The following is a 26,495-nucleotide window of genomic DNA, read 5'->3' as shown; positions in this document are numbered from 1 at the left end:
TTGGGCGGCCTGTTTCAGGCTTGGATTCTGATTTTTACAAAGGGAGTAAGCATGAGAGTATCGGTTTGGCCTACGTTATTGCTCTTGGGAGCTCAGTTGGGGGCTTTGGGCTCCAGTTCGGTAATGGCGGCTCAGGCAAATGATTTTATCCAGGTATTTGAAGCGCTTTCCGGTCAACATCCGGGAGAGCGCAAGGGACATGCCAAGGGAGTTTGTACCATTGGCAGTTTCCGGCCAAGTGCCGGGGAGCCCTGGCTCAAGGAACTATCTCTGTTTGCCACAGAGCAGGCACTGCCCGCTCAGGTGCGTTTTTCCATGGCGGGTGGCGATCCTTTTGTGGCCGATACCAGTCGCAGCCCAAGGGGGATAGGCGTGCGCATTGAACTGCCGGACGGGCAGGTGCATCAGTTGGCCGGGTTGACCACGCCAGTGTTTCCGGGGAAAGATCCCGACAGTTTTCTTGGCTTGCTGCGCGCTTCTCTGGCGCAGCGTGAGGGGGAAACCGGCGCGGTTGCACGCTATCTGCAGCAACATCCGGATGCCGCCCGTCAGGGGCAGTGGCTAAAGCAGCACAATCCACCGGCGGCCTATACCTCGGTCAACTACTTTGGCATTCACAGTTTTATTTTTGGTAACCAAGGCCAGCAAAAGCGCTTTGGTCGTTGGGAGCTTTGGCCTGTGGACGGGGAGCAACCATTGACGGATGCCGAGATGGCGCAGTTGCCGGATGATTTTCTGCAGGAGAGGTTGATGCAGAGGCTGAAAACAGGGCCTGCTCAGTTTGAGCTTAAGCTGATCCTGGCCGAGGAGGGGGATCCCTTACTCGACCCTTCACTGCAGTGGCCGGATAACCGTCCCAGGGTTACTCTCGGGCGCCTGAGCATAGACTCGGTTGCGGCTTCGGCCTGCGACAGGCTGAACTTTGATCCCAATGTGCTCAGTAAAGGGATTGCCGCCAGTGACGACCCTGTGCTGCGGCTAAGATCCGCGGCTTATGCCATCTCTTTCGGCAAGCGTTTAAGCGGCCGGTAACGGCAATAAAATGACAGGAACGAACCTAAAAAATGTAGCGCTTTATCGTTGTTATATGTACATTTTTTATCGTTGGGGGCGATAACTGTGTGTCAGGTTCGCTCCTGTCGAAACTTTAACGGATTAAGCTGAACTCCTGGCTTAACTGACGAATGCGCTGCTGCAGTTGCTGCATTTCTCCCATCAGCCGGGATTGTCTGGGTCTGCCTGCCGCTTCATTCTGCGCCAGCCACTGATAAACCTGTTTGGTGGAGATCCCATGCTGACGGGCAACGTCAAACATGAGCCTGCCGTTCTGGGTCACTTCCTTAATGGCTTGCTGTCGCAGCTTCTGCTCGTTAATTTCCATACTGCCTCCTTGATGGTTCAAGAATGGTTTTTCAGAGCTGTGATTCCAGCTCTGCTATTCCACATCCCATTGGCTGTAGCCCAAGTGCTTGAGGCCATGCCAGAGCGAATGCCAACTGTCGCGCATTTTCATCAATGTTTTCATAATGACTCCTGAACAGTGGAATACTGCTTTGTAGGTATGTAATAAACATGCCAATTTTTAATTTTCTTTTAATCTGTTGATATAAAAGAAAATTAATTCATTTCCTTATCGAGAGAGCCTGCCGGGTGCTACCCAATAGAGTGCAGTCTGCTCTATTTTGGGACTTCATTTGATGTCAGCGCCATGACACTTGGCTGACAATCCGGGGGGGGGAAAAGTCGGATTTGACTGAATCCATGCTGAACGCCGTGCGGATTTGCCACCTCTATGGCCTCCGGGGGATTGCCTGCTTGAAGCGCTGCTATATACTTTGGCGCCAGGTAGGTTCCGCTTAGGTTGGAACAAGCAGACGAAGGAAAAAATAACATGAAAAAGCGCGCTTTTCTGACAGCTCCTCTGTTGCTGGCATTGCTGGCAACTGGCTGTACTACAGTGAATCCTTATACCAATGAACAACAGACCGCCAAGGCGACCAACGGAGCACTGATAGGTGCCGTCGCCGGTGCAGCCATAGGTGTGGCTTCTTCCAGTAAGAGTGACAGGGGCAAGGGCGCCCTGATAGGTGCGGCATCCGGTGCTGCCGTAGGTGGAGGTATCGGCTATTACATGGATGTGCAGGAAACCAAGTTGCGTCAGCAACTGGCTTCAACCGGCGTCAGTGTGACCCGGGTGGGCGATACCATAGTGCTCAACATGCCCAATGAAGTGACTTTCCAGGTCGACAAGACAGATCTCAGCAGTGGTGCCATGCGGGTATTGGATAGCGTAGTGCTGGTGGCCAAGGAATATGACAAGACTCAGCTGAATGTAGTGGGTTATACCGACAGCAGCGGCTCTGAGTCTTACAACCTGAGATTGTCACAGGTTCGCGCCAGTGAGGTAGGTAATTACTTGATCCGTAAAGGCGTATCCGGACAGCGAGTGCTGACCCAAGGCCGAGGTGAGGCCAGCCCAATCGCCTCAAATGCCAGCCCTCAGGGGCGGGCACAGAACCGTCGGGTAGAGATTATTCTTAGTCCACTTGGCTAAGATTTTAAGCTTAAGGGTCGCTGCGGCGGCCCTTTTTATTGGGTCAAATTGTCCCTTTCTCCGGTTTTTTCTGTCAGATGGCGTGATCTTGAGGGGAGTTTATGACAAGTTCTGTCGTGGTGCGTTGATTTGTGACGCGCTTTGGTTGAGTTTAGCGGCATCTGTATCTTATACACCGGAGAAAAATAAATGAAAAAGAGCGTCTGCTTACTCGCACTGTTACTGCCCGCCTTCTCGCAGGCGGCGGATTTGGAATTCAGGGCCGCAGGAAGTTTGAAGACAGCCATGACGGATGTTATCGCCAGTTATCAGGCCGATGGCGGCGTTAAGGTTAATGCTCAGTTTGCTCCTTCAGGCCTGCTCAGAGGCCGAATTGAAGAGGGCGAGAAGGTCGACCTGTTTGCGTCGGCCAATATGAAGCATCCACAGAAACTGATGCAGGAAGGCAAGGGTGCGCCTGTGGTGATGTTTGCCCGTAACCGCCTGTGCGCCTTGGCGCAAGATAATGTCCCTCTGACGACAGAAAATATGCTGGATACTTTGCTGGATAGCAAGATCAAGCTGGGCACCTCCACTCCCAAGGCTGACCCTGCCGGAGACTATGCTTTCAAGGTGTTTGACCGCGCCGAAGCTATCAAGCCCGGTAGCCAGGCCAAATTGGCGGCCAAGGCACTGCAATTGACCGGTGGCGCCGATAGTGCCAAACCCCCTAAAGGCAAGAACCCCTATGGCTGGGTGATGGCCAATAAACAGGCGGATGTATTTTTAACCTACTGCACCAACGCTGTTTTGGCCAAGAAAGAAGTGCCTGCTCTAAAGATAGTGGCGTTGCCCGAGTCGCTGGCAGTGGGTGCCAACTATGGCATGCTGGTGCTGGATAAGGCCGACCCTGCCGCTTGGCCGCTGGCCATGTATATTCTCTCTCCCAAGGGGCAATCCATTCTGGCCTCTTATGGTTTTGAAGCGCCGCTTAAACCTTAGTCGCTATAACTGAGATATTTGGAGAGTGTGCTTCAGTTCCCCGGAACTGAAGCACACTCTCTTTATGGGTATATAGCTACTTTTTGAGCAAATCAGCTTGCACAGGCAATTATTATCCTTCTAAAGTAAGGCATTATATCCTTACCAGGGGGGAGCATGCTCGAAACCAAAGGCTTACCGATAGCGACAGATTACCTCGGTGATGAGGTGAGATTTATTCGCCTTTGCTATGAAAGTCAGGGCCTGGATATCGAGGTAAGTGTCGAAGGTAGCAGGGCGCAGGTTCATTTTGACTCTGTGGTTGGCTTTCGAATGTTGGATGAGGGTGACCTGATGGAGTTCTGGACCGAATGCAGCCTTTCCAATGGCTGGTTATTTCAGATTTCCAACGGTGGTTGGTATCGCCAGGAGGCCGAACGCAGCGGCTTTATGGCCAGCGTCAATCTCAAGTTGCAGGAATATCTGCTGGTGAGCCGCAATGAGTGTGTCTCTGTCTTCTGTGAACAGGATGAGCCCAAGGTGCACTGGCTTAAAGACTGACTCGCTATCTTCCACAGTCAGAGGACGAACCTGGTCGCCCCCTGCTATTTCTGCAATTCATCTAGGCCAGAGCTTCAGGCTATCAACACCAAGCCTTCAGCCCATTAGAACCTGAGCCTTCAGTCCATTAGAACCAGAGCCTCAGCTCATTAAAACGAGAGTCGCCAATCCCAGGAAGGCGAACAGGCCTATTACATCCGTCACAGTCGTCAGCACCATGCCGCCGGCCAGCGCAGGGTCTACATTGAGCTTTTTCAGGATCAGCGGAATACTGGCACCTGCGAGACCGGCTACCGTCATATTGATCAACATGGCGCCGCCAATAAGGGCGCCGAGTGCCAGATCGCCTTTCCAGATCCACACGGCAGTGAATACCAGCGCCGACCACAACAGGCCATTGAGAAAGCCGATGGCTAATTCCTTGCCGATAAGCCAGCGGGAGTTGCTCTGGCCTATGTGGCCGAGGGCGATACCGCGGATCACCAGCGCCAGCGTCTGGTTGCCGGCAACGCCGCCCATGCTGGGCACTATGGTCATCAGAATTGCTATGGTGGCAAATTTTTCCAGCGTGCCTTCAAACATATTGCTGACCGAGGCGGCCAGCAGGGCGGCAAACAGGTTGAAGGTCAGCCATAGGGAGCGGCGAAAGGCACTCTTGAACACGGGGCCGAAGGTGTCTTCATCATCGTCCATCCCCGCCATACCCATCATGGAGTGTTCGGCGTCTTCACGGATAACGTCCACCACGTCATCAATGGTGATCCGCCCAAGCAGATGGCCTTCACTGTCGACCACTGGCGCCGAAACCCAGTCGTGACGCTCAAACAGTTGGGCCACTTCATTGTCCGGCATGGTGACGGGAATACTCTCAAGCTCGGGATCCATTATGCTGCGGATCCCGGCGGTGGGGTTACAGGTCAGTAGGGTGGAGAGCTTGACGCCACCGAGCAAAATATCGCGTCTATCTACCACGTAGAGGGTATCAGTGGCTTCAGGTAATTCGCCTCTTTGGCGCAGATAACGCAGCACCACATCGACATTGACGTCAGGCCTCAGGGTGACAGTATCTGTGTTCATCAGACTACCGGCGCTGTCTTCCGGATAAGAGAGCGCCTGTTCGACCCTGGCCCTGTCCTGGGCACTCATGGAGTGCAGTACCTGCTTGTAGAGAGTGTCGGGAAGGCTTCGCAGCACATAGGCCAGATCATCGGTATCCATACCCGCGGTCGCTCGTGCCAAACGCTCAGGACTCATAAGGCTGATCAGCTGGTCTTTCATATCTTCACCCAGCTCTTCGAGGATCTCGCCGCTCTGCTCCTGATCCACCAGTTGCCAGAGTACCTGACGGGTACGCGGCGGTGAAGATTCGAGAATAAAGGCGATATCCGAAGCCGTCATTCGCTGCAGCATGTCGCGCACATGCACGAACATACCACTGCTAAGAGCTTGGTTTAGTTGAGTAAGACGTTGTTCTGTCAGCTCTTGGTCGAGCGCTTCTATTGGCATGCAGTTCCCCCTGTGATGCAAAGCGAGGATATGTTACCTCAAGACAGGGGTGTTATAGAAACAAAGAGTACAGCGCTAAGGCTTTAGCTGGCTTCGTCGAAACGGGCGTTGATCAGGGCGCAGATAGCGTCCATCGCGGGTTCGGCATCCGGGCCTTCGGCGATGAGGCGAATACTCTTGCCTTGACCGGTTTCCAGCATCAAGAGCCCAAGTACACTGGCGGCCGAGGCTTTTTTCTCGCCTTGGATCAGGGTGATATCGGCTTCGAACTCGCTGGCCAGCACCGCCAGCTTAGTGGCGGCGCGGGCGTGCAGGCCCAGCTTATTGACTATGGTGACTTCCCGTTCAACCTTTGCCATTACTCAGCTCCCGGTGACGGGCCTGTACCTTGTGTTTGCTGTTGCCAAAACGCTTGGCGAGCTGCTCAGCGACATAGACAGATCTATGCTGGCCGCCGGTGCAGCCTATGGCTATGGTGAGGTAACTGCGGTTGTTGCGTTCCAGGTGCGGCAGCCAGGTTTCCAATAGATTTTCTATCTGCCAGATAAACTTGTTCACCAGTGGCTGGCGGCTGAGAAACTCCTGCACAGCTTCATCCAGCCCGGTCAGCGGTCTGAGCGCCGGCTCCCAGTGAGGGTTGGGCAGAAAGCGCACATCAAACATGAAGTCGGCTTCCTGGGGCATACCATGCTTAAAGCCGAACGACTCGAAGTTGATCACCAGTTCTTTATCGACACTGCCAAGCAGAATTTCCCGCACTGTGTCACTGAGTTCATAGATGTTCAGCGCCGAGGTGTCTATGTAGTGATCCACCAGTTTCGACATAGGTTCCAGCAGCTTGCCTTCGAGCTTGATGGCGTCCTGTAGTGAGACTTTGCTCTTGGACAGGGGGTGCAGTCTGCGGGTTTCGCTGTAGCGCTTCAGCAGCACTTTATCGGAGGCGTTGAGGAAGAAGCTGGTCAGTTGGGTGTTTTCCGGCAAGGCCGCCAACTGTTGTTCCAGCACTTTTTCCTGATCCGGCATATTGCGCACATCTATGCTGATGGCGACCAGATCATTGCTGCCACGGAGGTTTTCCAACAGGCTGCCTATCATGGGCAGGGGGAGATTATCCACACAGTAGTAACCCAGGTCTTCGAGTACCCTGAGGGCAACGGATTTTCCGGAACCGGAGCGGCCTGAGACTATGGCGAGTTTCATCCTGTGATCACCTGATAGAGTTCTGTTTCGTCGCTGGATTTTCGCAACTGCTTGAGTATCGCCTTATCGCTGAGCTTTTCAGCCATGGCGGACAGGGTACTCAGGTGTTGCTGACATTGATCTGCGGGCACCAGGAGGGCGAACAGTATGTCCACCGGCTGGTTGTCTATGGCATCGAAGGCGATAGGCTCTTCGCATTTGACCAGCACGGCAATCGGCTCTGTAATGTCCGGTAGTCTACCATGCGGAATCGCAATACCATTACCTATACCTGTGCTCCCCATCTTTTCGCGGGCCAAAAGGCTTTCAAAAATCGCTTGAGAGGAAAGGGTGGGGTACTGGGCGCTAGCGAGATCGCTAATCAGCTCCAGTACCTTTTTCTTACTGCCCGGAGTGGCACAGGTAGTGCACTCCGGCCGCAGGATGGTACTCAGTTCCATCGTTAGTGTTTTGTCAGCTTTTCTTTGTGTTTAATGACCTGACGATCCAATTTATCAATCAGAACGTCGATGGCGGCATACATGTCGGCATGTTCAGAAGTTGCATAGACTTCGCCGCCTGTGAGGTGGATCTTGGCTTCAGCAATCTGTTGCAGTTTTTGTACATTGAGCACAACGTGCACATTATTGATCTGTTCGAAATGGCGTTCAAGTTTAGAAAACTTACTTTCCACGTAGTCACGCAGTGAGTCGGTGATCTCGATATGATGTCCTGTCAGGTTGATTTGCATAGAAAGATTCCTCCAATTTCCAACTGTGGATTTATAAACTCTTACGCTGGTTCGACGGTGGTATCATCATAGCCTCGCGATACTTGGCTATGGTGCGTCTTGCAACGTTGATTCCCTGTTCTGCCAGAAGTTGCGCCATCTTGCTGTCGCTCAAAGGCTTCTTCTGGTTTTCCGCTGCCACGAGCTTCTTGATAAAAGCCCTGATCGCCGTGGAAGAGCATTCTCCGCCATCTTCGGTGCCGACATGGCTGGAGAAGAAGTACTTCAATTCAAATATTCCCCTGGGGGTATGCATATACTTTTGAGTGGTGACCCTGGAGATGGTCGATTCATGCATCTCAACAGCCTCGGCAATATCGTTGAGCACCATGGGTTTCATGGCCTCTTCACCATATTCAAAAAATCCCTGCTGGAACTGCACTATACAGTTGGCCACCTTGAGCAGGGTGTCGTTGCGGCTCTCCAGGCTCTTGATAAACCATTTGGCTTCCTGAAGATGACCACGAATAAACTGGCTGTCTGATTGACTGCGGGCGCTGCGGGCCATGGCTGCATACTGCTGATTGATCCCGAGTTTGGGCATACAGTCAGGGTTGAGTTCCACTACCCAGCGACCGTTTTTCTTCCAGACGCTGACATCAGGGATCACATATTCCTCGTCCATCGGCTGCACCAGCAAGCCGGGGCGGGGATTGAGACTCTGAATAAGGTTGATGGCGTCACGCAGCTGATCTTCCTTGAGCTTGGTCTTGCGCATCAGGGTGCGGAAGTCGCGGGCGGCAATGAGATCCAGATGTTCGTCAATCAACAAGCGGGCGTCGGCCAGATGCGGGGTGTCGGCGTTGAACTGTTGCAACTGGATCAGCAGGCATTCGCGCAGATCTCTGGAGGCGATGCCGACAGGGTCGAAGTGCTGGATCCGCTTGAGTACCGCCTCGACTTCATCGAGCTCAATCTCAGGGTTGCCCATGGCTTCGAGGATCTCCTCTGTGCTCTGGGTCAGATAGCCCTGCTCGTCGATGGCATCTATGATGGCGGTGGCAATGGCGTCGTCGGTATCGGAAAACGGGGTCAGGTTCTTCTGCCATTCCAGATGTTGATAGAGCCCTTCGCTGGTTTCCCCCTGGAAGGGCATATCATCTTCACGGCCCATGGCCGGCCCTGAGGCACTGGCGGCGGTAAAGACTTCGTCCCAGGTGGTATCCATAGGTAATTCATCCGGCATAGACTCATTGTTCAATGCCTCTGAGGTTTCTACCGTGGAACCATCTTCCTGCTTGGCGCTCAACTCGCCGGCGTCGTTTTCCTTGTGGTTGTCGTCGATAGCGTCATCCTGGTTGTCCTCGGCCATTTCCAACAGAGGGTTGGCTTCCAAGGCTTCCTGGATTTCTTGCTGCAGCTCAAGGGACGACAGTTGCAGCAGGCGAATAGCCTGTTGCAACTGAGGTGTCATGGTCAACTGTTGACCCAGTTTGAGCTGGAGTGACGCTTTCATTATACCGCTAATCCCTACTCGTTATTTTTCAAGGAAAAAATTCAATAATAACAAACTATAATACCCGGAATTGCCACCGGATGACATGATCCTAACTATAGCCTGAATTGTTCGCCTAAGTACACAGCGCGCACTTGCTGGTTGTCCAAGATTTCAGCGGGTGTGCCCTCGGCGATCAACTGCCCATGGCTGACTATGTAGGCTCGCTCACAAACGTCGAGTGTTTCGCGAACATTGTGGTCTGTGATCAGCACTCCCAAACCGCGGGACTTAAGCTGTTCGATGATTTTCTTGATATCGATAACTGAGATGGGATCCACACCGGCGAACGGCTCATCCAGCAAAATGAACTGTGGATTGGCGGCCAATGCCCGGGCGATTTCCACTCGGCGGCGTTCACCGCCGGAGAGGGACATCCCCAGGCTGTCACGTATGTGGGTAATATGGAATTCTTCCAGCAACTGTTCGAGCTGTTCCTCGCGCTCGTCGCTGTTGAGTTCTTTGCGGGTTTGCAGCACGGCCATGATGTTGTCATGCACCGACAGCTTGCGGAAAATACTGGCTTCCTGTGGCAGGTAGCCTATGCCTTTACGGGCACGCAGGTGCATGGGATCCAGGGTCAGCTCGTCGTCGTCAATGAAGATACGGCCCTTGTCACTCTGTACCAGCCCAACCACCATATAGAAGGTGGTGGTCTTGCCAGCCCCGTTGGGGCCCAGCAGCCCCACGATTTGGCCGGTATTGACCGACAGGCTGACGTCTTTGACGACGTTGCGCTTCTTGTAACTCTTTGCCAGATTCTGTGCCGTCAGGGTGCTGGTCATTGCGGCTCCTGCTGCTGTTCTTTCTTGTTGAGATCCTGATAGTTTTCCGGCTGAATAACAGTGGTTACCCTGTCTTGGCCTTTGCCGCTGCTTTCCGCTTCCAGCTGCTGCTTGTTGATGTCGTAGACTATCTTCTCGGCGGTCACTTCGCTGCCGTCTTGTTCTACTTTGGCCTGGCCCAGCAGGGTCATGATACGACTGTCTATGTTGTAGTGGATCTCTTTGGCCTTGGCACTGGCCAGACGGCCGTCTTCCAGTTTCTGGGTATAGGTAGCGGGTGAGCCCTTGGCCACCAGGATCCGCTCGCCACTCTTGTCTTCTGTGTAAGCCGTGAGTTCATCGGCCAGCAGTTTCAAACTGCCCTGGGTGACTGTGACAGGCCCGCCGTATACCACACGCTTGTTTTTGATATCGGCAAACTGATTAGCGGCGCTGATCTCTACTTTTTGCAGCAGATCTTCTTCAATGGCCACTGCCGACAGGCTTGTGATGCACAAGAGGGCACCGATAAAAAGCTTACTTGGTTTCATAGGTTCCTTTCACCTGACTGGTCAGCTTCACTTGCTGAGCATTGAGATCGGCGTACAGGCCGGATCCCTTGATATTAAAGTCTTTGCCTTCGATCAGGATCTCGCGATCTGAGGTCATGATCATGGTGTCCAGATCCAGCTCCACATAACTGGTTTTCAGGCTCTGGATCGGTTCATTGGGGCTAATGGCGTCGATGATAACATTATTTTCAAGTACCACTCGGTTACTCTTGCGATTGAGCCTGCCCTCGTTGGCAGACAGACGCCACTGTGCCTCGCCCTTGTCCGGATAGACCAGATAAACCGGTTGGTTGAAGAAGGTCTTTTCACTGGCTTCATAATGTTCCATGTGCGCCGCGGCGACCCTACTGGCGACATTGCCCTGCTCATCAAAGTTGACCGAGCGCAGGTCATCGGCGACAAAGTCAGGCCTAACCACATCCACAGGCGCCTCACTCTGTTGAGCGTTGCGCTTGTTCTGCACCTGCCAGTAAAGGATAAGTGCAGTGGAGAAAAACAAAATAATGGCCAGGGTGACCCTATTCATATACTCATTCCGTGGGCATTTTCAAATTTGTCCTGACTGAGCAGGATAAGATCCGCCAGCTCCCGGAGTGCACCATGGCCGCCGGCAATCTGAGTGACCATGTGGCAGTGCTGCCTTACCCAAGGATGGCCATCGGCTACGCAAACCGCCAGTCCAACTTGCTTCATCACCGGCAAGTCGACAATGTCGTCACCGATATAGGCCACTTGTTCAGGCTTGAGGTCATAATGTTTAAGCAGCGCCTCATAGGGCTCAAGCTTGTTGTCTATGCCTTGATAAATCTTGTCTATCCCCAGGGCCGTCATGCGGTTTTCGACTATCTGGGACTTGCGGCCGGTGATCACCGCCACCTGAATGCCGCAGGACAGCAGCGAACGCACTCCATAGCCATCGCGGGTGTGGAAGGCTTTCAGCTCTTCGCCGCTGTTACTCATATAGATGCGGCCATCGGAGAAGACACCGTCGACATCACAGATAAGCAGTTTGATTTTGGCGGCTCTTTGCCAGTTATCTTCGCTTATGGGGCCGTAGAAACCTTGATGACTCATCAGATAACCCCCGCCTTGACCATATCCAGCATATTGAGTGCCCCAATCGGCTCATTGGCGCCATTGATGACGATAAGACCGTTGATGTCATTCTCGTCCATCACCTTGAGCGCCTGCGCTGCGAGGATATTGTCACCACTGGTGATGCAATCACGGGTCATGACGTCGCTGATTTTTGTAGTACGCAGGTTGACTCCGGCGTCTATGACACGTCTCAAATCACCATCGGTGAAGATACCCACGAGTTGCTTCTGCTGATTGACCACGGCGGTCATACCCAGGCCCTTCTTGGAGATCTCATACAGGGCGTCGGTGATACAGATATCTTCTGTGACCAACGGCAGCTCTTCGCCTTTGTGCATCACATCGCTGACCTTGAGCAGCAGCTTGCGTCCTAAAGCGCCGCCGGGATGCGACAGGGCAAAGTCATCTTTGGTAAAGCCCTTGGCTTGCAGTAGCGCGACCGCCAGGGCATCTCCCATCACCAGGGTGGCCGTGGTGCTGGAGGTGGGCGCCAGCCCCAGCGGGCAGGCTTCTTCCGGCACCTTGATGCACAGATGCAGCTGCGCCAGTTTGGCCATGGTGGATTCGGGCTTACCTGTCATGGAGATCATAGGGATCCCCTGGCGCTTGATGACGGGCATCAGGGTGAGAATTTCGCTGGACTCGCCCGAGTTGGAGATAGCCAATACGATATCGTTTTCACTCAACACCCCCAGGTCGCCGTGGCTGGCTTCGCCCGGGTGAACGAAGAATGCCGGGGTGCCCGTGCTGGCGAGGGTGGCAGAAATCTTGTTGCCTATATGGCCCGATTTCCCCATCCCCATCACTATCACCTTGCCGCTGCAGTTGAGGATCAGTTCGCAGGCTTGGGCGAACTCGGGGGAATCGACAAACTGGTACAGGTTATCCAGTGCTTGTTTCTCGATATCTATTACTCTGCGGCCCCATTGGCGCAGTTGCTTAGCTTCTGCCATAGTTGTCTCTCGTCTTTTTGCCCTTCATCGCTAGTGGGATTGAAACAGGCTGTATTGATAGCCGATGAAGCTTATCAGTAGTAAGGCACCGTGCCAGCGTTTGAGTTCACGTTGTTTGCCTGTGCTCAGCACCAGAAGTGCCAGGGCACAACTGGTGCCCAAAACCATATAAAAGTCGCGTCCGGCCGCCGCGGCATCGATTACCCCCGGGGCGATAAGGCCGGGTATTGCCAGTACCGCCAGTATGTTGAACAGGTTGGAGCCGACAATATTGCCTATGGCCAGGTCGTCCTCTTTCTTGAGCACACCGGCCACACAGGCCGCCAGTTCCGGCAGGCTGGTGCCTACGGCAATGATGGTTAGACCGATAACCAGATCAGACAGTCCAAAAGACTTGGCGATGCCTACGGCACCGTCCACCATCCAATCCGCCGACAGCGGCAAGAGTACCAAGCCTATTATCAACCATAGTACCGCCTTGGCAGTGGGCACATCTTTGGGGATCTCGGCATCGGCTTCGTCGGCGAGCGGATCCTTGTTCTTATTGGTCAGCGCATGCCAGATAAGATAGCCCATCAGGCCGAAGAACAGCGCCAGTAAAATAACCCCTTCGCTGCGGCTAAGATACTCATCGTGCAGGAAGTAGCCCGCCAGCACTGTGGCGCCCAGCATCATGGGGATCTCCCGCTTCAGGGTCTTGGAGCTGACGGCAATAGCCCCGAGCAGGGCGGTTAAACCCAGGATCAAGCTGACATTGGCGACATTGGAACCCAGCACATTACCCACAGCCGTATCCGGCATGCCGGCCATGGAGGCGCTGGCGGCGACGAACATCTCTGGGGCCGAACTGCCCATGGCCACTATGGTCAGTCCTATCAACATGGGGGGTAACCCCAGGTTACGGGCAAAAGCCCCGGCACCATAAACGAATTTATCGGCACTCCAGACCAGGACGGACAAGCCGGCGAGCAGCAAGAAAATATTGAATAACATGCAGTAAATAAAGCTACGGATTCTGGCGTGCATTTTCGCCGTATTTGCTACAAATTGAAAGTATCACGGCGCGATACTATTGATTCAGTTGTGCGCTTATCCTCAATTGCGTACAATTTATCGCTTATCTTTGGCTTGGCCATACGGGTTACCGGGCGCCATTCAGCGTCAATTCAGTAAGCCTGCGGCAGTATCAAGCCTTATAACGGCGGGCCTTATGTGCCATGGCAGCTACAGCTGCGCCGTAACTTGAATTCCACTAGACAAGGTCTCCATTTCATTTTGATGCCGGAATCCAGCAAGCAGCAAAATCCTTCTCCCCTGGTCGAGGTCAACAATCTCGGCTTCAGTCGTGGCTCGAGGGTGATTTATGAGCAGATAAGCCTCACGATTCCCAGGGGTAAAGTTACTGCCATCATGGGGCCCAGCGGCATAGGCAAGACCACGCTGCTGAAGCTCATTGGTGGGCAGTTGACTCCGGATCACGGCCAGGTGCTGTTCGATGGTCAGGACATTCATAAGCTGAGCCGCCACGAGCTGTTTGAAGCTCGTAAGCGGATGAGCATGTTGTTCCAGAGCGGCGCCCTGTTCACCGACATGAATGTGTTCGATAACGTGGCCTTTGCACTCAGGGAGCACTCAGGGCTGCCGGAAGCTATTATCCGCCGCATAGTGTTAATGAAGCTTGAAGCTGTAGGACTTCGCGGCGCGGCGCAGTTGATGCCAAGCGAACTTTCCGGCGGAATGCAGCGCCGGGCAGCCTTGGCCCGCGCCATAGCACTCGAGCCGGAAATGGTGCTGTATGACGAGCCCTTTGCCGGTCAGGATCCCATCTCCATGGGGGTGCTGGTGAAGCTTATCAAAGAGTTGTCCGATGCTTTGAGCCTCACCTCTGTGGTGGTTTCCCACGATGTCAGTGAAGTGCTGAGTATTGCCGACTATGTGTATGTGATCGCCGATAAGCGCATCATAGCCCAAGGTACACCGGCCGAGCTCAAGCAGGCCGACAATCCACAGCTAAGGCAGTTTATCGACGGTATGCCGGACGGCCCCGTGCCTTTCCACTATCCGGCGCAGGATTATCAGAAGGAGTTGCTCGGTGAGCTTGACTGATTCGATAGCCAATCTTGGCCGCAATGCGCTGAGTCTGGTGACAGGGCTTGGCAAGGCGGGGGTGATGCTTTGGGGCGCCCTGATGCAGCTGCCACAGCCACGCAAAGGCTTGCCACTGCTGATAAAACAGGTTTACGTCGTCGGCGTGCAGTCCATGGTGATCATTTTGGTTTCCGGACTGTTTATCGGCATGGTGCTGGCGCTGCAGGGCTACAACATCCTGGTGGACTTTGGCACCGAAGAGAGCCTGGGCCCCATGGTAGCGTTGAGTTTACTCAGGGAACTTGGCCCTGTGGTCACAGCCCTGCTGTTTGCCGGCCGCGCCGGTTCGGCCCTGACCGCTGAACTGGGGTTGATGAAATCCACAGAGCAGCTCTCCAGTTTGGAGATGATGGCGATAGATCCGCTACGGCAGGTGATTGCGCCGCGCTTCTGGGCCGGGGTGATCAGCATGCCGTTGTTGGCCTTGATGTTTACCACTGTGGGTATCTATGGCGGTTATCTGGTTGGGGTTGAATGGAAAGGCATAGACAATGGCGCCTTCTGGTCGATTCTGCAGGCCGCGGTGGAGTGGCGGCAGGACATAGTCAACTGCCTGATTAAAAGTTTTGTTTTTGCCATAGTGGTGACCTGGATAGCCCTCTATCGTGGTTATCAGGTGGTGCCTAATCCGGAAGGGATTAGCCGCGCGACCACCCAGACTGTGGTGCAGTCCAGCCTGGCGGTATTGGCGCTGGACTTCTTATTGACGGCGCTGATGTTTGCCCGCTGATTTTGGCGCCGGCGCATAATGGATGATTAACTCTGGTGACTCTATGTTGACACGAAAAATTGAATTTATGGTGGGACTCTTCCTATTGGCGGGTCTGGCAGCTTTTCTGCTGCTGGTATACAAGGTGGCCAATGTGGAGGTGCAGTCCTCTAGCAATACTTACACTCTGACGGCCAAGTTCAGTAATATTGGCGGACTTAAAGTACGCTCACCGGTAAAAGTTGGCGGCGTGGTTGTCGGTCGGGTCAGTAAGATCACCCTGGATCCCAAGCAGATGGTGCCAGTGGTGACTCTGACCATGGACAAGCGTTACGACCAGTTTCCCGAAACCAGCAGCCTGGCTATCTTGACCTCTGGTTTGCTGGGTGAACAGTTTCTCGGCTTGACGCCCGGGTTTATGGATGACGATATCGCGATTTTGCAAGATGGCGATCGCATTGACGATACCCGTTCGGCACTGGTGCTGGAGGAGTTGATCGGACAGTTTTTATATAGCATGGGTTCAAAGGACAACTAGGAGCACTGAGATGTTTAAAGGGATAATCCGTAATCTGTTGGCCGTCGCCTGCCTGGCGTCTGCATCGGTGGCACAGGCGGCCGATATCGATACCAGCAACCCTTATGTCATGGTGGAGCAGGTTGCCGACAAGACATTTAACCGTTTTCACCAGGATAAGAGCATTATCGACAGCAATCCGGATCACCTCAAGGTGATCGTTAAAGAGGAGCTGATGCCTTATGTGGATTACAAGTACGCCGCTTACAAGGTGATGGGCCAATACCTGCAGCAGACCACCAGAGAGCAGCGTGATGCCTTTGTCGATGCGTTTGAGGGCTATCTGGTTTCCACCTATGCCCAGGCTTTTACCGAGTACACCAATCAGAAGGTGGAATTTGGCCGCGCCATCGACTTCAGCCAGGAAAAGATAGTCGAGGTGAATGTACAGATCATTGAAGCGGGTCGTCCGCCCATCAAGTTGCAGTTCAAGGCACGTCGTTTGAAGGACGATACCTGGAAGGCCTTTGACCTGGTTGCCGAAGGTGTCAGCTTGCTGGCCTCCAAGCAATCGGAAGTCACTACACTCATTCGCCAAAAAGGCATAGATGACGTGATTGAGATGCTTAAAGAGCGCACTCAGGCTCACGTGGATCCCGATGGCCCCAAAGGCAAGGATGCGCTATGAAGCTTGAGCCACAGGGCGATAGCTGCAAGTTGAGCGGGCGTTTGACTCAAGAAGAAGTCACCCGCTTGTGGAAAACGCGCAAGACACTGCTGCCGGCCGATGTGCGCCGGTTGGATCTCAGCGAGCTGACATACTCGGACAGTGCCGGCATGGCGTTTCTAATGGAGCTTGTCAGTCTCAGAAAGGGGGAGCTGACCCTGGCTTCTCCCTCGCCACAGGTGCGTAAGTTGATCGCCCTGTATGATTTGGATGCCTTCTTTACCAAAGAGGGCCAAACTAGGTAAGTTTCCTATGAATACCACAGAGATAGAACAAATATTAAAGGACTCACTCTCGTTGACGGAAGTTTATGTCAGCGCCGAAGGCAGTCATTTCAAGATAGTGGCCGTGGGTGAATGTTTCGATGGCATGAGCCGTATCAAGCAGCAGCAGGCTATCTATGCGCCCCTGATGGATAAGATCACCAGTGGTGAGATGCATGCGCTCAGTATCAAGACTTTTACGCCTACCCAGTGGCAGCGTGAAAAAATCTTCAACATGCCAGCCTAGAGTATCAATGTGGATAAACTGAAAATTCAGGCAAGCGGTGCGCTTGCCGGTAACGTGGTGATCTCAGGAGCCAAGAACGCCGCTCTGCCTATCCTGATGGCCGGGGTGTTGACTGAATCGGAATTCCTGGTCTCCAACGTACCTAATCTGAGGGACGTTAACACCAGCTGTAAGTTATTGCGTTGCCTCGGTGCCGATGTCAGCGAGCAAGGTAAAGGGCAGATACGTATCGATGCCAGCGGCATCAATGAGTTTTGCGCCCCTTATGATCTGGTGAAAACCATGCGCGCCTCGATTCTGATCCTGGGGCCCTTGCTGGCACGTTTCGGTAAGGCGGATGTGTCTCTGCCGGGGGGCTGCGCCATAGGTGCCCGGCCGGTGAACCTGCACCTGCATGGCCTGGAGCAGATGGGCGCCAAGATAGAAGTCGATGAAGGCTATATCAAGGCGCGGGTCGATGGTCGCCTCAAGGGCGCGCATATCTTTATGGATATGGTCAGTGTCGGTGCCACGGAGAATCTGCTGATGGCCGCGGCCTTGGCCGATGGTGAAACCGTGATTGAAAACGCCGCCCGCGAACCCGAAGTGGTGGACCTGGCCAAGTGCCTTATCGCCATGGGGGCCAAGATAGAGGGCGCCGGAACAGCCACCATACGGATTCAAGGGGTGGAAAAACTCAATGGGTGCCGTTATCGGGTGATGCCGGACAGAATTGAGACAGGCTCGTTTCTGGTGGCTGCAGCCGTGACCCGTGGCCGGATCCGTTGTCTGGATGCCGATCCTGGCTCGCTGGAAGCTGTGCTGGCCAAACTGGAAGATGCCGGCGCCGAAATCCTTACCGGCAGCGACTGGATAGCCCTGGATATGAAGGGCAAGCGTCCCAAGTCAGTCAATATCAAGACTCTGCCTTACCCAGGATTTCCGACCGATATGCAGGCGCAGTTCTGTGTGCTCAATGCACTGGCAGAAGGCACAGGCACTATCACGGAAACCATCTTTGAGAACCGCTTTATGCATGTGCCCGAGTTGAACCGTATGGGCGCCAATATGGAGCTGGAAGGCAATACTTGTATTATTCACGGTATTGAACAGCTCAATGGTGCTCAGGTGATGGCGACCGATCTGCGGGCGTCTGCCAGTTTGGTGATTGCCGGACTGATGGCCGAAGGCACCACAGTGGTGGATCGTATCTATCATCTGGATAGAGGCTATGAACATATCGAAGATAAGTTCAAAGGCCTAGGTGGCTCGGTAGAGCGCCTCTCCTGACCCGGTTGCACGACCAATAAAAAACCACTCTCAGAGTGGTTTTTTATTGGTGTCTTCCCGGCAAATCAATCGCTGAAAATACTGACGCAGTTGCGGCCGGAAACCTTGGCCTGATATAGGGCTTGATCGGCATTGGCCAACCATTGGTCGCTGTTTTCCACCTCGTCACTCAGATCGCAGATCCCCAAACTGATAGTAAAAGGTACCGGCTGACCATTGAAGCTGAAGCGGCTACTTTCTATCTGAGTGCGTAGCCGCTCGGCAAAGGAGCGGGCATCTTCGGCGCTGGTGTGGGACAAGACCACGGCAAACTCTTCGCCGCCATAGCGCCCGGCGCAGTCGGTTTCCCTGAGGTTTTGGCTGAGAATATGGGACAGATGCTGAATAACCCTGTCTCCGGCGATATGCCCCAGGCTGTCGTTAATCCGTTTGAAGTGATCTATATCGAACATCACCAGGCTGGCTGGCTCGCCATAGCGGGTGTGGCGATCAAACTCCCGCTGCATGCAAAATTGCCAGTGTCTGCGATTGTGCAGTTGGGTCAGGCCATCGGTTTGACTCAGGTGTTCCAGGCGTTCGTTGGCGCTTTTGAGCTGTAGCTTGTTGATGGCGATATCCGTCACATCATAGATAATAATGCTGATATGGGAGATCTGCCCGGTGAGAGAGGCCAGCGGCAGCAGGGTGACATTCTGGAACATGAATTCGGCGCGGCCGGTGATGGGCCGGTAGTTCTTGAATTTGAATACATAGGGCCTCTGCTCCCAGCTGATGAAGGCGCGGTTTTTCAGCAGAAACACAGATTCCATCTTCTGCTTGAGCCAACTGGCCGGCAGATCCGGAAAACGTTCAAACAGGTTGGTGCCCTTAATATCGTTGGGAGAGACGCCACTGTGGTTTTCCATAAAGCCATTCCACAGCTGAATATTGTAATTTCGGTCCAGTACCACCAGGCCAACCTCTATGGTTTGCACCATGTCGATTAGCCAGTGCAGTTCATTTATTGCATTCAAATCCTTTGCCATGGCAAACCTGTTTTGTCAGTTCATCAGATAGCCGAGCTTGAAATTCAGCGTCGGCAAGGAGTCTTCGGTAAAGAGCAGCAGTAGATCACACTGCACATTGTGATCTTCGATGCGATAATTGATCTCCATCGCCAGCGTGCGCTGCCAGCGATCTGAGTTATCGTGGATCAGATCGTTCACTGTACAATGCCGTCCGAGCACCACAGGGTGCGCCTGGCTGAATTGCATATCCAGCTGTTCCGAGATGCCGCTGAGGAAGGCGCCGATCAGCACATTGGCGGTATCTATCATCACCTCGATTTCCGTGTTGGTGTCTTCGGGATCCGACAGGCCCATTAACTTGGCCATATCCTTGAAGCTGGAGTCGTGAAACAGCAATAGTGCTTCACCGGCAATGCCGGCACCGATAAAACCCTGACACAGCGCTGATATCTTGGGGCTTTGCTCTGTGGCCTTGAGTGCCATGGTCAACTCACTGACCTCCAGCACATTGACGTTGGGAATGGGCAAGAGCACAAATACATCCAGCAACTTGGCCAGCAGATCGGCGGCGCGTCCCATGGCAATGTTGGCAACTTCCTGGCAGGCATCGCGCATATCCACCTGGATCATAGGTTCTTCGTTGCCGTCGCCGCCTTCGGCCAACTGCAAAATGCCATATTCCTGTAGTATGTTGCGAATGGCATCAGCACTGACGGGCTTTTGAATAAAATCCAGCGCGCCCAAGGCTTTGACTCTTTGATGGGCTTTAATTTGGATATCACCAGAGACGACTATCACCATCGCCGGCAGATCTTGTTGTTGAATGGCTTGCAACACTTCATAGCCGTCCATGACCGGCATGTTGAGGTCCAAAAAGACAATCTCACCCTTGCCGGCGCGGATAGCCTCAAGTCCTTCGGCGCCATTGGCGGCAAAGTTGATGTCGACTTCCCATTCTTTGGGAAGGGTACGGGCCATCTGCTTTCGCGCCAGCGCAGAGTCGTCGCATATGAGTACCGGAATCGCCATAGAGATTTCCTGTTCTACCGCATTACTTGAAGATAACACCTACAGCGGCGTTTTTGTGATTATCCTCTGACTATGCCGCTGGATCAGAGAGGACAGGGCCGATAGCAATATACCGGCGGATACGGACTTTATGTCCATTTCTCATATTTGGCAGGATAAAATCTTATTTAGTGCAATGGCTTGCCTTTTGAGGGTCGATATTGTGAACACTTGTCGCCACTAAGTCAAAACCAATGTCAGTTTATTGACGCAAGCCAAAATTTAAACTGTGCTGTGATATTGAAATAGAGCGATTTTTGATCTGGCCTGACCTGTTTGATGGTGATACCGTTAACATAACTTCAACTTTCAAGGACCTGCAGATGCAGTGGCAGACTCTTAGCCTGGAATGGCAGCAACAGCTGGCTATCGTTAGCTTGAACCGGCCGGATAAGCTCAATGCTATTAATTACACTATGTTCAGCGAGCTCAAGGCGATGGCGCGTTACTTGCGCCGTCAACGGCATTTGCGGGCGGTGATCCTCAGAGGTGAGGGTGGCCAATTCAGCTCCGGCTTGGATATCAAGAGTGTGGCTAACTCTCCCTGGCAAGCGCTGAAGCTGTTGTTCAAGTGGTTACCGGGCAATGCCAATCTGGCGCAACAGGTGTCTGTCGCCTGGCGTGAGCTGCCGGTTCCTGTGATTGCCGTCTTGGATGGTCGCTGTTATGGCGGTGGCTTGCAAATTGCGCTCGGCGCCGATTTTCGGATTGCCGCCAATGACGCCGAATTGTCTATTATGGAAGCCAAATGGGGCTTGGTGCCCGACATGGGCGGCTTGGTGAGTTTGCGGGAAATTCTGACCAAAGATCAGGCATTGAAACTCAGTATGACGGCGGAATTAATCCCCGCTTGCAAGGCGTTGGAACTTGGGTTGGTGACCGAGTGCAGCAGTGAGCCTCTGGCCCGGGCACAACAACTGGCAGCTGAACTCAATGAACGCTCTCCCGATGCACTGGCGGCGATCAAACTGAGTATCAACCGCAGCTGGAACGGTTCCCGTCGGCGCCTGCTGGCGCGGGAGTCCTGGAGCCAGGTGCGTCTGCTTTTGGGGCGTAACAGAGCCATTGCTGCCGTGCGGCAGGGCAAGGATCCCGAGCGGGCCTTTGAACCGCGGCGAAACTGGTGAGATACCCTTCACGGCTAAATAAATATTAACTTGACCTATATGACAGAAGCGCCTGAAAATCCGTCACTTTATTTTTAGATGGAAATTGGGATGCGGATTTTTTTTGAACGCTTGCTGTGGGGCAGTCGCTTGTCTGTCATGGTTGGAGTCTTCTCCTGTGTGTTGGCGGCCTTGGTCACCTTTGTCATGGGAGTCAAGGACGTGCTACATATGTTTGCCCTGTTGTGGGAGTACCTGCTCAGTGGTAGCTATGATGTGCGCAACGATCTTGTGATGGTACTGGTGGAGATATTGGATACCTTCCTGCTCGGGGCTGTGCTGCTGATCTTTGCTTTCGGCCTCTATGAACTCTTTATCCGCAACCTGGAACCTGCCAGTAACTCGGATACCGGTGGGAAGATACTGATCATCTCCAGCATAGATGCACTCAAGAGCAAGTTGGGCAAAGTGATATTGATGATGCTGATCATCAAGGTGTTTTCCTTCTTTGCCGATATCAAGCCCAGCTCGGCACTGGATTTGCTGTTCATGGGAGGCACTGTGGTACTCATCTCCCTGGCGTTGATGTTCTCCAATGGCGGCAAGAAAGAGTAATCGCACTGCCGACATTTGCTCTACGGAAAGCTTGGTCTGCCGGCCGGTTTTGGCAGTAACTTCTGTATTAGGCGGTCACTGATGGGCTTCAGTGGCTGTTTTTTCGTTTGGCGGCGCTTGTTTCAGCACCTTTCTGGCCATGCCATCTATCATCAGCAAGGTGTTTTCAAAGGCAACATCCTGGCGCAGATCCAGCGCCAGTAACCGCTGCCGGTATTGATTTTCCGGCTGGCTCATTGCCAGCGATTTACGACTTTTTACCGTCGCCTGCGAGGCCTGGTGACCGTCGGGGGATTGGATATCGAGTACCGCCAGACCCAGTTCGGCCAGCTGCTTTGGCAGGGCTAAATTGGCATAGGGATCATCGAGGTAGGGATTGATCACCACCAGTAAGTCCGGTTTGGCCAACTCCTGCGCCGCCAATAACTCAATTACCAAGGCGGCGCACTGATCCTGGGCTATCAGTAAGCGCTTGCCTGGAAAGGGGGCTCCCAAGGTGTCCAATTGCGCCAGACTCTGTTGGATAAAGCTCTGTTGCTGTTTCCTGAGTTTCTGCCATTCCTCCGCCTCTCGGCGGCTCGTTGCCTGGTTGCGTTTTCCCGGCATTTTGCCATCGCCGGCCTTGCTTATTTCCTGCGCCTCTGTGGTGAAGTTGGGCTGCTCCGGAAAGGGCGGTGGTGTCATGCTGATACTGGCCCAGCCTGCGGGATTGATGCTGCGGCGCAAGAAGGCGTTGAGTCCGGGGGCATCGGCGTGGGTGCCGGGTGGCGGCAGTAACAGCGCTGCGCCCAATTGTTTCGGGCCACTCCAGGGTCGCACCAGAACGGCTTGTTCCTCGCCATCCACTTGGATCTGTTGCAGTTCTGAGGCGGCGACATGTTCCAACGCCCGGCGATTGTCTCTGGGCTTCATGGAAGCTGTTTCAGGCGTTTGACTCGCTGGCTCTGGTTGAGCCTGCGCCTGGTTGACCATGTCTTTGTTGACTGGCTCGTCGGTTGCCAGTGCCACCAAAGGCAAAAAGCACAGTATAGCCATAGTTCTGGGTATCAGCGCCAAGGGAACTCCTTAAACTTGCTTTGGTTGGAATAGCATGATTCTGCAGCCTTTATTGGCTCAATGCCAAAATTATAAGCTGCAAATTTGTGCTCTAGTAGCCGTTGTCTAAAAAAGTTTGGGTGCCGATCCAAAGCTTAAAGGCGTGGTGCATCAGGGTTGCTGAACTTAAGCATAAAAAGCAAGACCCGCCGGCAGCGGGTCTTGGGGGATAATACTTGAGTGGATTATCAGGCGTGGCTGACCAGCACCAGGCGCACGGCATCGAGCTGCAGCTGGCATTGTTCCAAATAGCCACGCAGTTCGGTTATCTGATTTTGCAGATACTCAAGCTCAGCATCGCGGATATTGGGGTTCACCGCCTTGAGGGCTTCCAGACGTTGCAGCTCGGCGCCCAATTGACGCTCCATCTGCTGCTGGGCTTCGGCCTGCAGGTTGGACATGGCTTCCATAGCGTGGGTTTCGCCCTTGGCCAGCAAAGGATGCAGTATCGCCTGCGAGGCATTGACCAGCTTGCTGGCGATATGGCGGTTAACCGCACTGAGCTGGCGGTCAAAATGCTCGTAACTCACCTTGTCAGACAGATTGTTGCCGTCTTTATCCAACAGAATGCGTAGCGGTGTCGGCGGCAGATAGCGATACAGCTGGCTGGACTTGGGTGCCGAGGCCTGTGCCAGGTAGATAAGCTCCAGGAATACGGTACCTGCCGGCAACGCCTTGTTCTTGAGGATGGCAACACTTGTGGTGCCAGTCTCTGAACCTGTGATCAGATCCAGACCGGTTTGCACCAGAGGATGTTCCTGGGTTATCAGGGCGATATCGTCGCGGGACAGGGCGGTTTCCCGGTCGAAAGTCACGGTAATGCCATCTTCCGGCAGACCGGGGTAAGTGGGAAACATCATGTGCTCACTCGGGCGCAGCACTATGGTGTTTTCGCCTCTGTCGTCCTGATCCAGACCTATGATGTCCCACAGACGGATCACTGAGCCGATAAGCTGGGTGTCGTTATCCATCTGCGCCAGTCTCTCGGCCAGGGCCAATGACCTGTCGCCACCCTGGGAGTTGAGTTCCAGCAGCTTATCGCGGCCCTGCTCCATCGCCTGCTTGAGCTCTTTATAGCGGCTGCGGGTGTCGCGCAGCAGCTTGGTCATCTCTTCTTCGTTTTCTTCCACCAGCAGTGGCAACAACCGGGCGCCAAACTCCTTGAACAGAATATGGCCGCCGGGGCAGGTGAGTTCGAAGGCGTTGAGGCCCTCGTGGTACCAGGCCAACAGACGCTCCTGCGCTGTGTCGGTGAGGAAGGGCAGGTGGATCTCTACATCATGGTTCTGACCTATGCGATCCAGGCGACCTATGCGCTGCTCCAGTAGATCCGGGTTCAGCGGCAGATCGAACAGCACCAGCTGGCTGGCGAACTGGAAGTTACGCCCTTCGGAGCCGATTTCCGAGCAGATCAGCGCTTGGGCACCACCCTCTTCCTGAGCGAAGAAGGCACCGGCCTTGTCACGCTCTATGATGGACATGCCCTCATGGAACACAGTGGCGAGGATCCCTTCACGGGTACGCAGCGCTTCTTCCAGACTCAGCGCGGTGGCGGCCTGACTGGCGATAATCAGCACTTTCTTGCTGCGGTTTTGCTTGAGGAAATCGATGAGCCAGTCGACTCTGGGGTCGAACTTCCACCAGGCGGCGGAGTTTTCATCAAACTCCTGATACATTTTTTCCGGCGCCAGCGCGTAGGCGGCCTTCATTTCCAAGGTGCGGTGACCATTCATCATGGCACTGACTCGGGCCGCAGTGAGGTACTGTTCCGGCATGGCCTGTGGATAGGCGTTGAAAATGCGTTTCGGGAAACCTTTGACCGAGGCGCGGCTATTACGGTACAGCACCCGACCCGTACCGTGTCTGTCGAGCAGCTCCTGCAGCAGTTCGTCACGGGCGGCTTGCTGCTGCTCGGCATCGACGCCGTCAGCCTGGATCAGGCGAATAGCGGGGGCGATATCCTTTTCCGACAAGAGCTCGGTCAGGCTGTTGATGGCATTGTCGGGCAGCTTGTTGCCACTGGCCAGCGCCTCGGCGGCCAGGGCCACCTCTTTGTAGCCTTGTTCCTCTTTGATAAAGGCTTGATAGTCGTAGAAACGGTCCGGATCAAGCAGTCGCAGTCGGGCAAAGTGGCTCTCATGGCCCAGTTGATCCGGGGTCGCGGTCAGCAGCAGTACGCCGGGCACCACTTCTGCCAGAGCTTCTACCACCTGATAGGCGCGGCTCGGAGCTTCTTCGGTCCACTCCAGGTGATGGGCCTCGTCGACCACCATAAGATCCCAGTCGGCATCCAGCGCCTGATCGAGACGGCGCTTCTTGCGCAGCAATTCCAGCGAGCAGATCACCAACTGTTCTGTGTAGAAGGGGTTGTCGTGGTCGGCAAAAGCCTCGATGCAGCGGTCTTCATCGAATACGGCAAACCGCAGGTTAAAGCGGCGCAGCATCTCCACCAGCCATTGGTGGCGCAGGGTATCGGGAACTATCACAAGTACCCGCTCGGCGCGGCCTGTCATCAATTGCTGGTGAATGATGAGACCAGCTTCTATGGTCTTGCCCAGGCCCACTTCATCGGCCAGCAGTACCCGTGGCGCGTAGCGGCGCCCGACTTCATGGGCAATCCACAGCTGATGCGGAATAAGGCCAACTCTGGGACCCTGCAGCCCCAGCAGATCTGAGGTGGCCAGATTGTGGCGCAGTTGCTGGGCGGCGTAGCGCACCCCGAATCTGTCCAGTCTGTCTATCTGGCCGGCAAAGAGTCTGTCCTGCGGCTTGTTGAAACGAATATTGTGATCCAGCAGAGTTTCCCGGAGCTGCACTTCTTCACCGGTTTCACTGTGAATGCCGCTGTAGATCACCAACCCGTCTTTTTCATCCAAAGAGTTGATGGTCAGTGTCCAGTCTTCATGGCTCTTGACCTGATCACCTGGGTTATAAATCACCCGGGTTAACGGGGCGTCGTTGCGGGAGAACATGCGGTTCTCTCCGGTGGCGGGGAACAGCAGTGAGACCATGCGGCCTTCCAGTTGTACTACTGTACCCAAACCAAGCTCTGATTCGGTATCACTGATCCAGCGTTGACCTAAGGCGAAGGGCATCTTTAACTCTCATCTCCGGGCGGATTCACAAAGGGCGCGTATGTTATACCAATCCGAGTATAATACCAATCCTGCCCTGCGGGCCTTTTCGTCCGCTTGTCATCCAATCGTCATCTTTAGCATCCTACACTCAAAAACGGATACCGCGCAGTGACCATTAAAGAGACTGCAAAGGGTATTTGTCATCCGTTGCTAAA

The 26,495-nt window shown here is 54.0% G+C and carries 30 protein-coding genes; 13 read left to right on the top strand and 17 right to left on the bottom strand.

Going from position 1 to position 26,495, the window contains the following annotated elements:
- Nucleotides 1–51 precede the first annotated feature (51 nt).
- Nucleotides 52–1,032, top strand: a complete 981-nt coding sequence (locus CX650_RS09945) for a catalase family peroxidase (protein WP_101095703.1) — start codon at nucleotides 52–54, stop codon at nucleotides 1,030–1,032.
- A 115-nt stretch (nucleotides 1,033–1,147) separates the two neighbouring features.
- Here CX650_RS09945 and CX650_RS09940 read toward each other — a convergent pair whose 3' ends face one another.
- The gene (locus tag CX650_RS09940; RefSeq protein ID WP_101095702.1) at nucleotides 1,148–1,381 is read right to left on the bottom strand and encodes a transposase; all 234 of its coding nucleotides are present in this window, start codon (nucleotides 1,379–1,381) and stop codon (nucleotides 1,148–1,150) included.
- Nucleotides 1,382–1,891: 510 nt separating this feature from the next.
- Between CX650_RS09940 and CX650_RS09935 the strand changes: the two genes are divergently transcribed.
- The 3 genes from CX650_RS09935 (at nucleotide 1,892) to CX650_RS09925 (ending at nucleotide 4,075) form a co-directional block, all read left to right on the top strand.
- On the top strand, nucleotides 1,892–2,554 hold the full coding sequence (locus tag CX650_RS09935) for a YiaD family glycine zipper/OmpA-like lipoprotein (RefSeq protein ID WP_071476728.1): 663 nt from the start codon (nucleotides 1,892–1,894) through the stop codon (nucleotides 2,552–2,554).
- Between the two features lie 189 nt (nucleotides 2,555–2,743).
- Nucleotides 2,744–3,535 carry a molybdate ABC transporter substrate-binding protein gene (locus tag CX650_RS09930; protein WP_071476729.1) on the top strand — a complete coding sequence of 264 codons (792 nt, stop codon included), beginning with the start codon at nucleotides 2,744–2,746 and terminating at the stop codon, nucleotides 3,533–3,535.
- A gap of 156 nt (nucleotides 3,536–3,691) precedes the next feature.
- The gene (locus CX650_RS09925; RefSeq protein WP_101095701.1) at nucleotides 3,692–4,075 is read left to right on the top strand and encodes a hypothetical protein; all 384 of its coding nucleotides are present in this window, start codon (nucleotides 3,692–3,694) and stop codon (nucleotides 4,073–4,075) included.
- A 141-nt stretch (nucleotides 4,076–4,216) separates the two neighbouring features.
- On the opposite strand, the gene mgtE is transcribed toward CX650_RS09925, so the two are convergent.
- From mgtE to CX650_RS09865, 12 genes are all read right to left on the bottom strand, one after another.
- Complete coding sequence (mgtE, locus tag CX650_RS09920; RefSeq protein ID WP_025011759.1) at nucleotides 4,217–5,581, bottom strand: magnesium transporter; 1,365 nt, start codon at nucleotides 5,579–5,581, stop codon at nucleotides 4,217–4,219.
- An 83-nt stretch (nucleotides 5,582–5,664) separates the two neighbouring features.
- A complete protein-coding gene (locus CX650_RS09915; RefSeq protein ID WP_025011760.1) occupies nucleotides 5,665–5,940 on the bottom strand; it encodes an HPr family phosphocarrier protein in 276 nt (91 codons plus the stop codon).
- On the bottom strand, nucleotides 5,927–6,781 hold the full coding sequence (gene rapZ / locus CX650_RS09910; protein ID WP_045283471.1) for an RNase adapter RapZ: 855 nt from the start codon (nucleotides 6,779–6,781) through the stop codon (nucleotides 5,927–5,929). The genes CX650_RS09915 and rapZ overlap by 14 nt, the downstream gene beginning before the upstream one ends.
- Nucleotides 6,778–7,221: a PTS IIA-like nitrogen regulatory protein PtsN gene (gene ptsN / locus CX650_RS09905; protein WP_025011762.1), complete on the bottom strand. Its 444-nt coding sequence runs from the start codon at nucleotides 7,219–7,221 to the stop codon at nucleotides 6,778–6,780. The genes rapZ and ptsN overlap by 4 nt, the downstream gene beginning before the upstream one ends.
- A gap of 2 nt (nucleotides 7,222–7,223) precedes the next feature.
- Nucleotides 7,224–7,511 carry a ribosome hibernation promoting factor gene (gene hpf, locus CX650_RS09900; protein WP_025011763.1) on the bottom strand — a complete coding sequence of 96 codons (288 nt, stop codon included), beginning with the start codon at nucleotides 7,509–7,511 and terminating at the stop codon, nucleotides 7,224–7,226.
- A 31-nt stretch (nucleotides 7,512–7,542) separates the two neighbouring features.
- Entirely contained in the window at nucleotides 7,543–9,006 is a 1,464-nt protein-coding gene (locus CX650_RS09895) for an RNA polymerase factor sigma-54 (protein ID WP_101095700.1), read from the bottom strand.
- 95 nt (nucleotides 9,007–9,101) lie between these two features.
- A complete protein-coding gene (gene lptB / locus CX650_RS09890) occupies nucleotides 9,102–9,830 on the bottom strand; it encodes an LPS export ABC transporter ATP-binding protein (protein WP_025011764.1) in 729 nt (242 codons plus the stop codon).
- Entirely contained in the window at nucleotides 9,827–10,360 is a 534-nt protein-coding gene (lptA, locus tag CX650_RS09885) for a lipopolysaccharide transport periplasmic protein LptA (RefSeq protein WP_028779518.1), read from the bottom strand. The genes lptB and lptA overlap by 4 nt, the downstream gene beginning before the upstream one ends.
- Nucleotides 10,347–10,907 (bottom strand): LPS export ABC transporter periplasmic protein LptC, encoded by a 561-nt coding sequence (gene lptC / locus CX650_RS09880; protein WP_025011766.1) that lies wholly within the window; start codon nucleotides 10,905–10,907, stop codon nucleotides 10,347–10,349. Before lptC ends, lptA begins: the two co-directional genes overlap by 14 nt.
- On the bottom strand, nucleotides 10,904–11,455 hold the full coding sequence (gene kdsC, locus CX650_RS09875) for a 3-deoxy-manno-octulosonate-8-phosphatase KdsC (RefSeq protein ID WP_101095699.1): 552 nt from the start codon (nucleotides 11,453–11,455) through the stop codon (nucleotides 10,904–10,906). Before kdsC ends, lptC begins: the two co-directional genes overlap by 4 nt.
- On the bottom strand, nucleotides 11,455–12,432 hold the full coding sequence (locus CX650_RS09870; protein ID WP_028779517.1) for a KpsF/GutQ family sugar-phosphate isomerase: 978 nt from the start codon (nucleotides 12,430–12,432) through the stop codon (nucleotides 11,455–11,457). Before CX650_RS09870 ends, kdsC begins: the two co-directional genes overlap by 1 nt.
- 30 nt (nucleotides 12,433–12,462) lie before the next feature.
- Nucleotides 12,463–13,425, bottom strand: coding sequence for a calcium/sodium antiporter (locus tag CX650_RS09865; RefSeq protein WP_025011769.1), 963 nt, complete (start codon nucleotides 13,423–13,425; stop codon nucleotides 12,463–12,465).
- Between the two features lie 285 nt (nucleotides 13,426–13,710).
- On the opposite strand from CX650_RS09865, the gene mlaF reads away from it, so the two are divergent.
- From mlaF to murA, 7 genes are read left to right on the top strand one after another with little or no spacing between them, the layout of a single operon-like run.
- Nucleotides 13,711–14,538: a phospholipid ABC transporter ATP-binding protein MlaF gene (mlaF, locus tag CX650_RS09860; RefSeq protein WP_028779515.1), complete on the top strand. Its 828-nt coding sequence runs from the start codon at nucleotides 13,711–13,713 to the stop codon at nucleotides 14,536–14,538.
- Nucleotides 14,525–15,310 (top strand): lipid asymmetry maintenance ABC transporter permease subunit MlaE, encoded by a 786-nt coding sequence (mlaE, locus tag CX650_RS09855; RefSeq protein WP_071237372.1) that lies wholly within the window; start codon nucleotides 14,525–14,527, stop codon nucleotides 15,308–15,310. The genes mlaF and mlaE overlap by 14 nt, the downstream gene beginning before the upstream one ends.
- 43 nt (nucleotides 15,311–15,353) lie before the next feature.
- On the top strand, nucleotides 15,354–15,827 hold the full coding sequence (mlaD, locus tag CX650_RS09850) for an outer membrane lipid asymmetry maintenance protein MlaD (protein ID WP_101095771.1): 474 nt from the start codon (nucleotides 15,354–15,356) through the stop codon (nucleotides 15,825–15,827).
- 10 nt (nucleotides 15,828–15,837) lie between these two features.
- Entirely contained in the window at nucleotides 15,838–16,494 is a 657-nt protein-coding gene (locus CX650_RS09845) for an MlaC/ttg2D family ABC transporter substrate-binding protein (RefSeq protein ID WP_101095698.1), read from the top strand.
- Entirely contained in the window at nucleotides 16,491–16,778 is a 288-nt protein-coding gene (locus CX650_RS09840) for an STAS domain-containing protein (RefSeq protein WP_101056021.1), read from the top strand. The genes CX650_RS09845 and CX650_RS09840 overlap by 4 nt, the downstream gene beginning before the upstream one ends.
- Before the next feature lie 7 nt (nucleotides 16,779–16,785).
- Nucleotides 16,786–17,043, top strand: coding sequence for a BolA family protein (locus CX650_RS09835; RefSeq protein WP_039033477.1), 258 nt, complete (start codon nucleotides 16,786–16,788; stop codon nucleotides 17,041–17,043).
- Between the two features lie 9 nt (nucleotides 17,044–17,052).
- Complete coding sequence (murA, locus tag CX650_RS09830) at nucleotides 17,053–18,312, top strand: UDP-N-acetylglucosamine 1-carboxyvinyltransferase (protein ID WP_101056020.1); 1,260 nt, start codon at nucleotides 17,053–17,055, stop codon at nucleotides 18,310–18,312.
- 65 nt (nucleotides 18,313–18,377) lie between these two features.
- Here the strand turns inward: murA and CX650_RS09825 are convergent, their stop codons facing one another.
- The gene (locus tag CX650_RS09825) at nucleotides 18,378–19,337 is read right to left on the bottom strand and encodes a sensor domain-containing diguanylate cyclase (RefSeq protein ID WP_101095697.1); all 960 of its coding nucleotides are present in this window, start codon (nucleotides 19,335–19,337) and stop codon (nucleotides 18,378–18,380) included.
- A 15-nt stretch (nucleotides 19,338–19,352) separates the two neighbouring features.
- Nucleotides 19,353–20,348: a response regulator gene (locus CX650_RS09820; RefSeq protein WP_039033474.1), complete on the bottom strand. Its 996-nt coding sequence runs from the start codon at nucleotides 20,346–20,348 to the stop codon at nucleotides 19,353–19,355.
- Nucleotides 20,349–20,710: 362 nt separating this feature from the next.
- On the opposite strand from CX650_RS09820, the gene CX650_RS09815 reads away from it, so the two are divergent.
- Nucleotides 20,711–21,514 carry a crotonase/enoyl-CoA hydratase family protein gene (locus CX650_RS09815; protein ID WP_101095770.1) on the top strand — a complete coding sequence of 268 codons (804 nt, stop codon included), beginning with the start codon at nucleotides 20,711–20,713 and terminating at the stop codon, nucleotides 21,512–21,514.
- A gap of 90 nt (nucleotides 21,515–21,604) precedes the next feature.
- Nucleotides 21,605–22,108, top strand: coding sequence for a YqhA family protein (locus CX650_RS09810; protein ID WP_039033473.1), 504 nt, complete (start codon nucleotides 21,605–21,607; stop codon nucleotides 22,106–22,108).
- Between the two features lie 75 nt (nucleotides 22,109–22,183).
- Here the strand turns inward: CX650_RS09810 and CX650_RS09805 are convergent, their stop codons facing one another.
- Nucleotides 22,184–23,164: a DUF3530 family protein gene (locus CX650_RS09805; RefSeq protein WP_101095696.1), complete on the bottom strand. Its 981-nt coding sequence runs from the start codon at nucleotides 23,162–23,164 to the stop codon at nucleotides 22,184–22,186.
- Between the two features lie 227 nt (nucleotides 23,165–23,391).
- On the bottom strand, nucleotides 23,392–26,298 hold the full coding sequence (gene rapA, locus CX650_RS09800) for an RNA polymerase-associated protein RapA (protein ID WP_101095695.1): 2,907 nt from the start codon (nucleotides 26,296–26,298) through the stop codon (nucleotides 23,392–23,394).
- Between the last annotated feature and the right edge of the window lie 197 nt (nucleotides 26,299–26,495).

This window comes from Shewanella indica (assembly GCF_002836975.1).
GTDB lineage: Bacteria > Pseudomonadota > Gammaproteobacteria > Enterobacterales > Shewanellaceae > Shewanella > Shewanella indica.
This window is presented reverse-complemented; position numbering and strand designations above follow the sequence as displayed.

Excerpts from the sequence above, each read along its gene's own strand:
- CX650_RS09815 (WP_101095770.1), top strand. The coding sequence starts at position 20,711 with ATGCAGTGGCAGACTCTTAGCCTGGAATGGCAGCAACAGCTGGCTATC.
- CX650_RS09930 (WP_071476729.1), top strand. The coding sequence starts at position 2,744 with ATGAAAAAGAGCGTCTGCTTACTCGCACTGTTACTGCCCGCCTTCTCG.
- ptsN (WP_025011762.1), bottom strand. The coding sequence starts at position 7,221 with ATGGAACTGAGTACCATCCTGCGGCCGGAGTGCACTACCTGTGCCACT.
- CX650_RS09895 (WP_101095700.1), bottom strand. The coding sequence starts at position 9,006 with ATGAAAGCGTCACTCCAGCTCAAACTGGGTCAACAGTTGACCATGACA.
- mgtE (WP_025011759.1), bottom strand. The coding sequence starts at position 5,581 with ATGCCAATAGAAGCGCTCGACCAAGAGCTGACAGAACAACGTCTTACT.
- lptA (WP_028779518.1), bottom strand. The coding sequence starts at position 10,360 with ATGAAACCAAGTAAGCTTTTTATCGGTGCCCTCTTGTGCATCACAAGC.
- CX650_RS09820 (WP_039033474.1), bottom strand. The coding sequence starts at position 20,348 with ATGGCGATTCCGGTACTCATATGCGACGACTCTGCGCTGGCGCGAAAG.
- lptB (WP_025011764.1), bottom strand. The coding sequence starts at position 9,830 with ATGACCAGCACCCTGACGGCACAGAATCTGGCAAAGAGTTACAAGAAG.
- mlaD (WP_101095771.1), top strand. The coding sequence starts at position 15,354 with ATGTTGACACGAAAAATTGAATTTATGGTGGGACTCTTCCTATTGGCG.
- CX650_RS09945 (WP_101095703.1), top strand. The coding sequence starts at position 52 with ATGAGAGTATCGGTTTGGCCTACGTTATTGCTCTTGGGAGCTCAGTTG.
- mlaF (WP_028779515.1), top strand. The coding sequence starts at position 13,711 with ATGCCGGAATCCAGCAAGCAGCAAAATCCTTCTCCCCTGGTCGAGGTC.
- lptC (WP_025011766.1), bottom strand. The coding sequence starts at position 10,907 with ATGAATAGGGTCACCCTGGCCATTATTTTGTTTTTCTCCACTGCACTT.
- CX650_RS09840 (WP_101056021.1), top strand. The coding sequence starts at position 16,491 with ATGAAGCTTGAGCCACAGGGCGATAGCTGCAAGTTGAGCGGGCGTTTG.
- rapA (WP_101095695.1), bottom strand. The coding sequence starts at position 26,298 with ATGCCCTTCGCCTTAGGTCAACGCTGGATCAGTGATACCGAATCAGAG.
- CX650_RS09915 (WP_025011760.1), bottom strand. The coding sequence starts at position 5,940 with ATGGCAAAGGTTGAACGGGAAGTCACCATAGTCAATAAGCTGGGCCTG.
- kdsC (WP_101095699.1), bottom strand. The coding sequence starts at position 11,455 with ATGAGTCATCAAGGTTTCTACGGCCCCATAAGCGAAGATAACTGGCAA.
- CX650_RS09865 (WP_025011769.1), bottom strand. The coding sequence starts at position 13,425 with ATGTTATTCAATATTTTCTTGCTGCTCGCCGGCTTGTCCGTCCTGGTC.
- CX650_RS09925 (WP_101095701.1), top strand. The coding sequence starts at position 3,692 with ATGCTCGAAACCAAAGGCTTACCGATAGCGACAGATTACCTCGGTGAT.
- CX650_RS09810 (WP_039033473.1), top strand. The coding sequence starts at position 21,605 with ATGCGGATTTTTTTTGAACGCTTGCTGTGGGGCAGTCGCTTGTCTGTC.
- CX650_RS09835 (WP_039033477.1), top strand. The coding sequence starts at position 16,786 with ATGAATACCACAGAGATAGAACAAATATTAAAGGACTCACTCTCGTTG.
- CX650_RS09870 (WP_028779517.1), bottom strand. The coding sequence starts at position 12,432 with ATGGCAGAAGCTAAGCAACTGCGCCAATGGGGCCGCAGAGTAATAGAT.
- CX650_RS09935 (WP_071476728.1), top strand. The coding sequence starts at position 1,892 with ATGAAAAAGCGCGCTTTTCTGACAGCTCCTCTGTTGCTGGCATTGCTG.
- hpf (WP_025011763.1), bottom strand. The coding sequence starts at position 7,511 with ATGCAAATCAACCTGACAGGACATCATATCGAGATCACCGACTCACTG.
- CX650_RS09940 (WP_101095702.1), bottom strand. The coding sequence starts at position 1,381 with ATGGAAATTAACGAGCAGAAGCTGCGACAGCAAGCCATTAAGGAAGTG.
- CX650_RS09845 (WP_101095698.1), top strand. The coding sequence starts at position 15,838 with ATGTTTAAAGGGATAATCCGTAATCTGTTGGCCGTCGCCTGCCTGGCG.
- CX650_RS09825 (WP_101095697.1), bottom strand. The coding sequence starts at position 19,337 with ATGGCAAAGGATTTGAATGCAATAAATGAACTGCACTGGCTAATCGAC.
- rapZ (WP_045283471.1), bottom strand. The coding sequence starts at position 6,781 with ATGAAACTCGCCATAGTCTCAGGCCGCTCCGGTTCCGGAAAATCCGTT.